Raw genomic sequence first — 12,307 nt, forward strand, 5'->3', positions numbered from 1 at the left:
GGCGGCCCCTCCTGCTCGCGGTTGCGCCAGTAGCTCAGGCCCACCAGGCCGGCGATGGCCGCCGCCAGGACCGCCAGCAGCATGACGCCGCCGCAGGCGACCGCCACGGCTCCCCCGAGGGCGGCGATGGAGAAGGTGCGCACGCCCGCGTCCGCCGGCGACTTCGGGTCCCCCATGGCGCGCTCGCGCCCCGTTCCGATCAACAGGCCCACGCCCAGCGCGACCAGAAGGTTCAACAAAAGCGAGTCCAAGGGGTTCGGCTCCGAGCGCGGCTGGCGTGTCAGCCGGCTCTCGCCCCAAGTTTCCGCTCCGTGACCGGACAAACAATCAGACAAAACCCCGAACCGCGCCGCATGGAACGGCGCCGTCAGCGCCTGGCTCAATCCAGACGGAAAGCGGCGTGCCTCCGGGGCGCGCCGTGATTGCCTGGAGATGATCCATCTTGATGGTCATCCCTGGCGGCCACCTCAACATCGCTGCGCCCGGTCGATGGCAAGGGGAGCTTGGTAGTTCACCGGATATCGCCCCGCTGAACCGCAGGCATAGCCTCGTCGAAACATTCGGCGAGGTTGATGCAATGCCCGAACCAGCCGTGGTCAGCCGCTTGGGCCAAGACACCAAGTCCCAGCCGCCTGGCTCCCAACCGCCTGGGCCCAAATCCCCAGGGCCAAAGCCGGCGTCCAAGTCGCGGCGTCCGCTGCTGATCGGTGTGGCGGCCGTGGTGGTGATCGCCGCGGGTGTCGGGGCCTACATCTACATGACGCGGCCGGACCTGCCGCCGGGCTTCGCCGGAGGCAACGGTCGGCTGGAGGCCAACGAGATCTACGTCGCGACGAAGTACCCCGGTCGGGTCAAGGAAATGCTGGCTGACGAGGGCGCCACCGTCGAGGCGGGGCAGGTCGTCGCACGAATGGACACCTCCGCCCTTGAGGCTCAGTTGCGCGAGGCCGAGGCCCAGATCTCCGCCGCCGAGGACGCCCGCCGCGTCGCGACGGCCCAGGTGGCGGTCCGGCGCGCCGAGTACAACTTCGCGGCCCTGCAGAATCTTCGCTCCAAGGCGCTGGTCAAGACCGGGGCGGTCAGCAGCCGCGAAGCCGAGACCGACACCGCCAGCATGCTGTCGGGTCAGGCGGAACTGACCGGCGCCCAGGCCGGAGTGGTGCAGGCGTCCTCGGCGATCGATGCGGCGCGGGCCACCGCAGACCGGCTACGGGCCGAAATCGCCGATGCGGTGCTGGTCGCGCCGATCCGATCGCGCATCGAGACCCGCTTGGCCGAGCCCGGCGAAGTGCTGCCCGCCGGCGGCCGGGTGTTCTCGCTGCTCGATCTGGCCGACGTCTACATGTACGTGTTCCTGCCCGAGAAGATCACCGGCAAGGTTCGTCTGGGCTCGGAGGCGCGGATCGTCCTCGACGCCGCCCAGCAGTATCCGGTGCGGGCCGTCGTCTCCTATGTGTCGCCCGCCGCGCAGTTCACTCCCAAGACGGTGGAGACGGCGGAGGAGCGCCACAACCTGACTTTCCGGGTCAAGTTGCAGGTGCCCAAGGAGCGCCTGCGCCAGTACGAGCCGCTGGTGAAGTCGGGCCTGCCCGGCATGGGCTATGTACGCTTCGACGAGAAGGCGCCCTGGCCTGAACGGATCCAGGGAACCGCCGCGCCGCCAGCCAATCTCTGGCAGAACACGGGCGCGACGACGGCGGGGCAGAAATGAACGCCCCGGTTCTGGAACACGTCGCCAGCATCCGGAACCTCACCCACAAGTACGGTAAGGTGACGTCGCTGGACGGGGTCAGTCTCGACATCCCGGCCCAGAAGACCATCGGCCTGATCGGTCCCGACGGCGTGGGCAAATCGACCCTGCTGGCGATCCTGGCCGGCGTGCGCAAGATGCAGTCGGGCGACGTCCAGGTGCTGGGCGGAGACATCGGCGACGCGCGGTTCCGCAACACCATCTCGGCGCGGGTCGCCTACCTGCCGCAGGGGCTGGGCAAGAACCTCTATCCGACCTTGTCGATCTACGAGAACATCGATTTCTTCGGCCGGCTGTTCGGCCAGCCTGCCGAGGAGCGGGCCTGGCGCATCGACGACCTGCTGTGGAGCACCGACCTCACCTCGTTCCGCGACCGGCCGGCAGGCAAGCTGTCGGGCGGGATGAAACAGAAGCTGGGCCTGTGCTGCTCGCTGATCCACGACCCCGACCTGCTGATCCTGGACGAGCCGACGACGGGGGTCGATCCCCTGGCCCGTCGCCAGTTCTGGGAGCTGATCGAACGCATCCGCGGCCGTCGCCCGCAGATGAGCGTCATGGTGGCCACCGCCTACATGGACGAGGCCGAGGGCTTCGAATGGCTGGTGGCGATGAACGCCGGCCAGGTGATGGCCACCGGCACCGCCGAGGAGCTGCGCCAGCGCACCGGCCAGGACACCCTGGAGCGGGCCTTCGTGCGTCTTCTGCCCGAAGAGCAGACGCGCGGCCACAAGGAGCCGGTGATAACACCGTGGGTGTCGTCAGAGGGGCCGCCGGCGATCGAGTCCCACGGCCTGACCCAGAAGTTCGGCGCCTTCACCGCCGTCGACCATGTCAATTTCCGCATCGAGCAGGGCGAGATTTTCGGATTCCTCGGCTCCAACGGCTGCGGCAAGACCACCACCATGAAGATGCTGACCGGCCTGCTGCCGCCCAGCGAGGGCGAGGCGCTGCTGTTCGGCAAGGCGGTCAAGGGAGGCGACATCGAGTCCCGCCGCCGCGTCGGCTTCATGTCGCAGGCCTTTTCGCTCTATACCGAGCTGACCGTGCGCCAGAACATGATGCTGCACGCCCACTTGTTCGACCTGCCACCCGACAAGGGGAAGGCGCGGGTCGCCGAGCTGATCGACGACTTCGGGCTGGACGAGGTGGCCGACACGCTGGCCGAGAGCCTGCCCCTGGGCATCCGCCAGCGCCTGTCGCTGGCGGTGGCGGTGCTGCACGAGCCGGAGGTGCTGATCCTCGATGAGCCGACGTCCGGCGTCGATCCGGTCGCCCGCGACGGCTTCTGGGAACTGTTGATCCGCCTGTCGCGCGAGCGGGGGGTGACTATCTTCCTGTCGACCCACTTCATGAACGAGGCCGAGCGCTGCGACCGGATGTCGATGATGCACCGGGGCAAGGTGCTGGCCCAGGGACGGCCCGCGGACCTGGTCGCCGAGCGTGGCGCGCCCAACCTGGAAGCGGCGTTCATCGGCTATCTGGAGGAGGCGGCCGAGGAGCTGGGCGGGGCGGCGGACGCTTCGGCCGCGCCGGCCTCCGAACCGCCCGAGAACCTGGGCCACTCGGTCCCGCCCAAGGGCTTCAGCGTTGGCCGGGTCTGGGCGTTCGCTCGGCGCGAGGCGATCGAATTGCAGCACGACGCGGTGCGGCTGATCTTCGCCGTCATCGGGCCGATCCTGCTGATGATCGTCTTCGGCTACGGCATTTCGCTGGATGTCGAGAAGCTGTCCTTCTCCATCCTCGACTACGACAACACCCCGGCCAGCCGGGCCTATTCGGACAGCTATCGAGGATCAATTTATTTCGACGAGAAGAAACCGCTCTACAGCTACGCCGACCGTGACCGGCGCCTGCGCAACGGCGAACTCCGTTTCGCCCTGGAAATCCCCTCGGGCTTCCAGCGCGACCTGCAGCAGGGACGCCAGCCCACTGTCCAGGCTCATATCGACGCCGCGGTGCCGTTCCGGGCCGAGACGACGCGCGGCTATATCGAGGCCGCCCACAAGGCCCACGACACCCAAGTGCGCAAGGAAAAGGGCCTGCCCGCCGCCCAGTCGGCGGTGAAGATCAATGCCCGGGCTCTCTACAACCAGGCCTTCCTCAGCGTCTACGCCATGGTGCCAGGCGACATCATGCTGCTGATCATGCTGATCCCCAGCATGCTGACGGCGCTGGCTGTCGTGCGCGAGAAGGAACTGGGCTCGATCGCCAATTTCTACGCCGCGCCTGCCAGCCGCACCGAGTTTCTGTTGGGCAAGCAACTGCCCTATGTGGCGGTTTCGCTGGTCCAGTTTCTCACCTTGGTGGGGTTGGCGGTCTTTGTGTTCGGTGTGCCGATCAAGGGCAGCATGTTCGTCTTGGCGCTGGGCGGCCTGCTGTACGTGCTAGCCAGCACCGGTTTCGGCCTGCTGATCTCGGTGTTCGCCGCCACCCAGACCGCCGCCATCTTCGCGGCCGCCATCATCTCGATCCTGCCGGCGGTGCAGTTCTCGGGAATGTTCGTGCCGGTCTCGTCGCTGACCGGCGGCGCGGCGATCGCGGCCAAGATCTTCCCGTCGACCTACTTCCAGGCCGTCAGCGTCGGCACGTTCACCAAGGCCCTGGGCATGGCCGCCCTCTGGCCCAACGTGCTGGCGCTGGGCGTGATCGCCTTCGTCTATTTCGCGCTGTCGGTCGTGCTGTTGAAGAAGCAGGAGGCCTGATGCGATGCGCGCCATCGGCCACATCTTCCAACTCGGCCTGAAGGAGCTGCTCAGCCTGGCGCGCGATCCAGTGCTGCTGTTCCTGATCGGCTACGTCTTCACCTTCTCGGTCTACACCCCGGCCAAGAGCGCGGTCATGGACGTGATCAACGCCTCGATCGCCATCGTCAATGAGGACGACTCCAAGGCCTCGCGCCTGGTCCGCGACGCCATGTTGCCGCCGCTGTTCCTGCCCGCTCAGGAGATCGGCTTTGGCGACATCAATCACGCCATGGATCGTGGCCTCTACACCTTCGTGGTCGACATCCCGCCGGACTTCGAGGCGGACATCATCGACGACAATCCGCCCACGGTTCAGATCGTGACCGACGCCACCGCGATGAGCCAAGCGGGCCGGGGGCCTTCCTACATCCAGCAGATCATCGAGAGTACGGTCCACGACCTGTGGCCTGGTCGTAACGATCCGGCCAACCAGCCGCTGATCAGCCTGGAGACCCGGGCGCGCTTCAATCCCAACATGCAGCAGAGCTGGTTCGTCGCGGTCAATCAGGTGATCAACAACATCTCGGTGCTGGCGATCTTCCTGACCGGGGCGGCGGTGCTGCGCGAGCGCGAGCACGGCAATATCGAGCATCTGCTGGTCATGCCGCTGCAGTCGTTCGAGCTGATGTTCGCCAAGATCTGGGCCAACGGCATGGTCGTGATCCTAGCCGCCATGGCTTCTCTGTTCCTGGTGGTGAAGGGCGCGATCGGCGTGCCGATCGCCGGCTCGATCCCGCTGTTCGCCCTGGGCCTGGGCGTCTACCTGTTCTCGGTCACGGCGCTGGGCATCATGCTGGCGACGATCGTCAATTCGATGCCGCAGTTCGGGTTGCTGGCCTTCCCCGTCTACATCGTCATGAGCCTGCTTTCGGGCGGGCAGACGCCGCTCGAGAGCATGCCGATGCTGCTGCAGAAGATCATGCAGTTCGTGCCCTCGACCCATTTCGTCGCCTTTTCGCAGGCGGTCCTGTTCCGCGACGCGACGCCAGAAATGGTCTGGCCGGCGCTGCTGAAGATGTTCCTGATCGGCGGCGCTTACAGCGTCTACACCCTGTCGCGGTTCAGAAAAATGCTGGCCGCGGTCAAGTGAGAAGGGTCTTCCAAAGATGAGCCCGCTCCGTACAAGCGCAACCGTCGCCTTGGTCGCCGGGATACTGGCGACCGCAGGATGCAAGGTCGTCGGCCCCGACTACGCCCGGCCCGAGGTGGCCCTGCCGCCGGCCTATCGCGATGCGCGGGCCCCGATCTCGGCGTCTCAGACCTCGGCGTCCCTGGCCGACTTGCCGTGGTGGGCAGTGTTCGACGATCCCGCGCTGCAGGGACTGATCGGCCAGACCCTTGCCAACAACCTGGATCTTCAAGTGTCTATCGCCCGCATCGCCCAGGCGCGGGCGCTGGTGGGCGTCTCGGCCTCGCAGAGCAGGCCGCAACTGGGCTATCGCGGCAATGTCGGCGCGGAGTCCACGTTCTCGCCGGACGACAATGGCGGTCCCGACACCACCGGCTTTGGCAGTCTGGGCGCGGCTCTCGACTTCTCCTGGGAGTTCGACCTGTGGGGCCGGATCAAGCGCTCCAATGAGGCCGCTCAGGCCAGCTTGCTGCAACAGGAAGAAGTCCAGCGCGGCATACTGCTGACCCTGACCAGCGACGTGGCGGAGGGCTATTTTCGCTTGCTGGAACTGGACCGCGAGATCGCCATCGCCCAGGAGAGCACCCGCACCTACGGCGCCACTTTCGACATCTTCAATCAGCGCTTCGAGGCCGGCCGCGACAGCCGCCTGCCGGTCGAGCGCACGCGGGCCAACCGCGACGCGTCCGAGGCGCGGATCGAGGAGATCCGGCGGCGGATCGCCGTGCAGGAGAACGCCCTCAGCGTCCTGATGGGCGCCCCGCCCGGACCGATCCCGCGCGGCAAGGCGCTGGAGGCCCAGACCCTGCCCGCCGCCCCGGTGGGCGCGACGACCGACCTGCTGCAGCGCCGTCCCGACATCCGGGCCGCCGAGCAGGGGATGATGCGCGCCAACGCCGAGATGGGCGTGGCGGTGGCCAACAAGTTCCCCAGGCTGGGGCTCTCGGCCCTGGCCGGCCTGATCGGCGTCGACGTCAGCGGCGACAGCGGGACCTTCGGCGTGGGCTCCGTCGGCTTGGGTCTGGCGGGACCGATCTTCACCGGCGGCCGGCTGGAGGAGATCTACAACAACCGTAAGGCCTATTGGGACGAGACCGTCGCTCAGTATCGCCAGACCGCGCTCGTCGCCCTGGGCGAGACGGCCGACGCCCTGGCCACGCAACGGACCCTCACCGCCCGCCGCGCGGCGCTAGAGCGCCAGATCGCCTCGCTGCGCCGCTCGGTCGACCTGGCCCAGACCCGCTACGACACCGGCCGCGCCGGCTATTTCGAGGTGCTGGAAGCCCAGCAGCAATTATTCCCCGCCGAGGACGCCCTGGCCCAGACCCAGCGCGACCAGTTGATCGCGGTCGTCAATCTCTACAAGGCCCTCGGCGGCGGCTGGCAGCTGACCGACGACCAATGGACCAAGCCGCAAAGTGTCGCGGCGGCGGGAGGGCGTTGAGATGTCCGATACCCTCGGCGCCCCCAAGGCTGGTGGCGGCCGCACCCACGAGAAGTTCGAGCGCCTGCTGGCCCGCGCCCAGAAGGAGCGACCCATCGTCACGGCGGTGGCTCATCCTTGCGATCACGTGTCGCTGGACAGCGCCGTCGAGGCGGCGCGGCTGAGGCTGATCGAACCGATCCTGGTCGGGCCCGCCGCGCGCATCGCCGAGGTGGCCGCCGCAGGCAAGCTGGACATCTCACCATTCGAGCTGGTCGACGCCGAACACAGCCACGACAGCGCCGCCAAGGCCGTTGCCCTTGTCCGGGCCGGACGCGCCGAGGCGCTGATGAAGGGCAGCCTGCACACCGACGAACTGATGGGCGCGGTGGTCGCCCGCGAGACCGGCATCCGCACCGCCCGGCGGATCAGCCACTGTTTCATCATGGATATCCCCGGCTATCCGACGCCGCTGGTGGTGACCGACGCGGCGATCAACATCATCCCGACGCTCGAGGACAAGATCCACATCGTCCAGAACGCCATCGACATGGCCCTGGTCCTCAAGGAGGGCGAGGGAGAGGTGAGGGTGGCGATCCTCAGCGCCATGGAGACGGTCAATCCCAAGGTCCCCTCGACCATCGAGGCGGCCGCCCTGTGCAAGATGGCCGACCGAGGCCAGATCAAGGGCGCCTTGCTCGACGGCCCCCTTGCGCTGGACAACGCCATCAGCGCCGAGGCGGCCGCCATCAAAGGCATTGTCTCGCCGGTGGCGGGGCGCGCCAACGTGCTGGTCGTGCCGGACCTGGAAGCCGGCAACATGTTGGCCAAGTGCATGTCCTTCCTCTCCGACGCCGACGCGGCGGGGATCGTGCTGGGCGCGCGCGTGCCGATCATCCTGACCAGCCGAGCCGACGCCAAGCTGACCCGGCTGGCCTCCTGCGCGGTGGCGTCCCTGCTGGGCGCCGCGCGCCGCGCCTCGGCCGCCATCGTCTGACGGGGAGACGCCTCCAATGAGCGCCTGTCTCGCGGTCCTCAATGCCGGCTCGTCGAGCCTGAAGTTCGCCGTCTACGACGCCGCGCCCGGCGAGGCCCTGCTGTTCAAGGGCCAGCTGGACGGCATCGGCGTCTCGCCACGACTGGTGGTGAAGGACCCGCGAGGCGAGCCGCTGGAGGAACGCAGTTGGCCGGCCGAGGGCTTCGACCACGCCGCCGCCACGCATGAGGTGCTGGCGACCTCGATCCAGCGGATCGACGGCCGGCCGGTGCTGGGAGTCGGCCATCGGGTGGTGCACGGCGGCCGGGCCTACGCCCAGCCGGTGCGGATCGACGCCTCGGTGATCGCCGCCCTGCGCGAACTGGAGCCCCTGGCCCCCCTGCATCAGCCGCACAACCTGGCGCCGATCGAGGCGATCGCCGAAGGGGCGCCGCACATCGCCCAGGTTGCGTGCTTCGACACCGCCTTCCATCGCGGCCAGTCGCCGATGGCCCAGATGTTCGCTTTGCCGCGCCGTTTCCACGAGGCGGGCGTGCAGCGCTATGGCTTTCACGGCCTGTCGTACGAGTTCGTCGCCTCGCGCCTGAGCGAGCTGGCGCCCGACCTGGTCCGTGGTCGGATCATCGTCGCCCACCTGGGCAACGGCGCCAGCCTGTGCGCGATCCGGGATGGACGCAGCATGGCCAGCACCATGGGCTTCACGGCCGTGGACGGGCTGGTGATGGGTACCCGCTCGGGCAGCCTGGATCCCGGGGTGCTGATCCACCTGATGGACGCCTACGGCATGGACGCCCGGGCGCTGGAGGACCTGGTCTACAAGCGCTCGGGCCTGCTGGGCGTCTCCGGGATCTCGTCCGACATGCGCGCCTTGCGGGCTTCGTCCGAGCCCCATGCGATGGAGGCCGTGGGCCTGTTCGTCTATCGGGTGGTGCGCGAGATCGGCTCGATGGCCGCCGCCCTGGGCGGGATCGACGGCCTGGTCTTCACCGGCGGCATCGGCGAGAACGACGCCCAGGCGCGCGAGGAGATCGTCCGGGCCTGCGGCTGGCTGGGGTTGGAGCTGGACGAGGTCGCCAACGGTCCCGGCGGCGCGGCGCGGCGCATCAGCCGCGAGGGCTCGCGCGCCGCCGCCTGGATCGTGCCCACCGACGAAGAGCGGATGATCGCCCGCCACACCGCGGCGCTGCTGAGCCTGGCGCCCGAAGTCGCTTGAGAATCCTTCGCATTTCCTCCGAGGGACGCTCCGAGGGTTCAGAGAGGACGATCTCGGGTCTTACCCTGATGGCCTGACCGCAAGCGCGGCCGGACACTGTCCGCTTAACGAAGGAAGGCGCCTTCGGCGGCCCCTCTGCGAAAAGGGAAGACGATGGACAGGACGGCGGACGGGGCGATCGTCCCCGAACTCGACACGCGTGACCCTCCGATTGGATCGGACCGCCGCGCCTTCATGATGCGCAGCGCCCTGGCGCTGTCGATCGGCGCGCTGACCGGCTGTCAGCCCAAGGACATCTCCAACATCCCGGCCAAGTCGCCGGGCGGCGCGGCCGGCGCGAAGGTCGCGCTCGATCCCAACCTCAACGTGGTCAAGAAGTCCAAGGGGCCGGTGATGACCACGGCCGAGGAGTTCTACAAGGTCGGCCCCGGCCCGTCCTCATCACACACCATCGGGCCGATGCGGATCACCTACGACTTCTACAAGCGCGCCATCAAGCTGCCGCCGGAGCAGTTGGCCACGGCCACGGCCCTGAAGGTCAACCTGTTCGGCAGCCTGAGCGCCACGGGCAAGGGCCACGGCACCGAGCGCGCCGCGCTGGCGGGCCTGATCGGCATGGAGCCGGCCACGGTCGATCCGGCCTTCCTCGACGGCTTGGCGGCCAATCCCAACCAGACCTTCCCGGTGACGCTGGGCGCCAAGACCATCAACGTCTCGCTGAAGGATGTGATCTACGACGCCCCCAAGGGCGACTTCCACCACCCCAACACCATGACCTGCAAGCTGATGGCCGGCGACAAGGTGTTGCTGGAGCAGGAATATTATTCGGTCGGCGGCGGCTTCATCGAGTGGAAGGGCTATGAGCCTCCCAAGAAGAACCCGCCGAAATATCCCTATGCGCGGATCAGCGAGGCGCTGGCCCACTGCAAGCGCGACAACATCTCGCTGGCCCAGCTGGCCATGGCCAACGAGGTGGCCATCACCGGCCACAGCGAGGCCGACGTCAACGCCTTCCTCGACAAGATCCTGGGGGCCATGGACGCCACGGTGAAGACAGGCCTGGCCGCCCCGACCTCGACCCTGCCCGGACCGATCAAGCTGAAGACCAAGGCCCACGACGTCTACATCAGCGCCCAGACCCAGGAAGGCACCGCGCGCAAGGCCATCGCCCTGGTCTCGGCCTACGCCCTGGCGGGCTCGGAGGAGAACGCCCGCGGCCACCTGGTCATCACCGCCCCCACCGGCGGCTCGGCCGGGGTGCTGCCGGCCGTCATCTACTCGCTGGGTCCAGCGGGGGCGAAGATGTCCAAGGACAAGCTGCGCGAGGCCCTGCTGGCCGGCCTGGTCATCGGCTATCTCTGCAAGCACAACGCGACCCTGTCCGCGGCGGAGGGTGGCTGCCAGGCCGAGATCGGCGTGGCCTCGGCCATGGGCGCGGCGGCGATCGCCCAGGCCTATGGCGACCCGCCCCAGGTGGCGGCCAACGCCGCCGAGGGGGCGCTGGAGCACCATCTGGGCATGACCTGCGACCCGCTGGCGGGCTTCGTCCAGGTGCCCTGCATCGAACGCTGCGCGTTCGGAGCGGTGAAGGCCTGGACCGGCTACCTGATCGCCACGAACGAGGTCCCGATCAACCGCCGGGTCGACTTCGACAGCACGGTGGACGCCATGGCCCTGACCGCCAAGGAGATGAACTCCAAGTACAAGGAGACCTCCGAAGGCGGTCTCGCCGTGTCCGTCACCTTGTGCTGAGCTGAGGCGAAGATGGAGCGGAGGATCGCCAGTACGGGAGCCGCGGGCGGCGTGATCGTCGTCGCCTGGCTGGCGACCTCCATCTTCTACTTCTACCAGTACGTCCTGCGCTCGGCGCCGGCGGTGATGATGCCGCAGCTGTCCGACGCCCTGGGCCTGTCGACTGCGGGGCTCGCCACGCTGGTGGGCCTGTTCTACTACGCCTACGCGCCGTTCAGCCTGGTGGCCGGCGTGGCCATGGACCAGCTGGGCGCGCGCGCCGTCGTGCCGCTGGGCTGCGCGATCGTGGCGGCGGGCGCGCTGCTGTTCGCCACCGGGGACCCCAACATCGCGGCGGTCGGACGGCTGCTGCAGGGCATGGGCGGGGTCTTCGCCCTGATCGGCGCGGCCTATATCGCCACCACCAACTTCCCCGCCTCGAAGGCGGCGACCCTGATCGGCGTCACCCAGATGTTCGGCATGGCCGGCGGCTCGGCGGGCCAGTTCCTGGTGGGGCCGGCGATCGCCGGCGGGGTCAGCTGGAACTGGTTCTGGGCGGCCATGGGTGTAGCGGGCGCGATCATCGCGGTCCTGCTGTTCCTGGTCATGCCGCGCGGCCGCAAGGTCGGCAACCGCAACTGGGCGGGCGCGGCGGCCTCCGCCATCTGGGCGGTGGCGTCCAACCCTCAATCGATCCTGTGCGGCCTGATCTCGGGCCTGTTCTTCATCCCCACCACCATCTTCGACATGACCTGGGGCGTGCGGTTCCTGCAGGAGGCTCACGACATGCCTTACGGCGTGGCCGTCCTGCGCTCGGCCTCGGTGCCGTTCGGCTGGATCATCGGCTGCCCGCTGGTGGGCATGCTCTCGGACCGTATGGGACGCCGCAAGCCGGTGATCGTCGCCTCGGGCCTGCTGCTGGCCGCTTGCCTGGCGACGATCCTCTACGGACCTCCCGGCCTGTTCCCGCCCTTCGTGCTGGGCCTGGTCACCGGGATCGCCTCGGGCGCGGCCATGCTGCCCTACACGGTGATCAAGGAAGCCAATCGCCCCGAGCACAGCGGCACCGCCACGGGCGTGGTCAACTTCATCAACTTCTCGTTTTCGGCCCTGCTGGGCCCGGTGTTCGGCGGCCTGCTGCTGAAGGCGTCGAGCGGCGGCCCACGTGAGCTGGAACACTACCAGGCGGCCTTCTCGCCGCTGCTCTACGGCGTGGCCCTGGCGGTGCTGCTGACCCTGCTCCTGAAGGAGACCGGGGCAGGGGCTCGGTCCGTCACGCCGCCGCCCGTCACCGCCAATTCCGCCTGACTCCCTCCCGTC

Annotated in this window: 9 protein-coding genes; 8 read left to right on the top strand and 1 reads right to left on the bottom strand. The window is 68.3% G+C overall.

What is annotated here, in order from left to right:
• Positions 1-236: hypothetical protein (locus AC1DYP_RS15630; protein ID WP_477047102.1), on the bottom strand; the 236-nt coding region annotated here is incomplete at its 3' end.
• 341 nt (positions 237-577) lie between these two features.
• Between AC1DYP_RS15630 and AC1DYP_RS15635 the strand changes: the two genes are divergently transcribed.
• The 8 genes from AC1DYP_RS15635 (at position 578) to AC1DYP_RS15670 (ending at position 12,295) form a co-directional block, all read left to right on the top strand.
• A complete protein-coding gene (locus AC1DYP_RS15635) occupies positions 578-1,711 on the top strand; it encodes an HlyD family secretion protein (protein WP_477047103.1) in 1,134 nt (377 codons plus the stop codon).
• Entirely contained in the window at positions 1,708-4,452 is a 2,745-nt protein-coding gene (gene rbbA, locus AC1DYP_RS15640; protein WP_477047104.1) for a ribosome-associated ATPase/putative transporter RbbA, read from the top strand. Before AC1DYP_RS15635 ends, rbbA begins: the two co-directional genes overlap by 4 nt.
• A 4-nt stretch (positions 4,453-4,456) precedes the next feature.
• Complete coding sequence (locus AC1DYP_RS15645; protein ID WP_477047105.1) at positions 4,457-5,584, top strand: ABC transporter permease; 1,128 nt, start codon at positions 4,457-4,459, stop codon at positions 5,582-5,584.
• A gap of 16 nt (positions 5,585-5,600) precedes the next feature.
• Positions 5,601-7,067, top strand: a complete 1,467-nt coding sequence (locus AC1DYP_RS15650) for an efflux transporter outer membrane subunit (RefSeq protein ID WP_477047106.1) — start codon at positions 5,601-5,603, stop codon at positions 7,065-7,067.
• A 1-nt stretch (position 7,068) separates the two neighbouring features.
• The gene (locus AC1DYP_RS15655) at positions 7,069-8,043 is read left to right on the top strand and encodes a phosphate acetyltransferase (RefSeq protein ID WP_477047107.1); all 975 of its coding nucleotides are present in this window, start codon (positions 7,069-7,071) and stop codon (positions 8,041-8,043) included.
• Between the two features lie 16 nt (positions 8,044-8,059).
• Positions 8,060-9,256, top strand: a complete 1,197-nt coding sequence (locus AC1DYP_RS15660) for an acetate/propionate family kinase (RefSeq protein ID WP_477047108.1) — start codon at positions 8,060-8,062, stop codon at positions 9,254-9,256.
• 153 nt (positions 9,257-9,409) lie between these two features.
• The gene (locus tag AC1DYP_RS15665) at positions 9,410-11,008 is read left to right on the top strand and encodes an L-serine ammonia-lyase (protein WP_477047109.1); all 1,599 of its coding nucleotides are present in this window, start codon (positions 9,410-9,412) and stop codon (positions 11,006-11,008) included.
• A gap of 12 nt (positions 11,009-11,020) precedes the next feature.
• Positions 11,021-12,295 carry an MFS transporter gene (locus AC1DYP_RS15670; protein WP_477047110.1) on the top strand — a complete coding sequence of 425 codons (1,275 nt, stop codon included), beginning with the start codon at positions 11,021-11,023 and terminating at the stop codon, positions 12,293-12,295.
• Positions 12,296-12,307 lie beyond the last annotated feature (12 nt).

It is taken from the genome of Caulobacter sp. P1_D6, assembly GCF_056406095.1.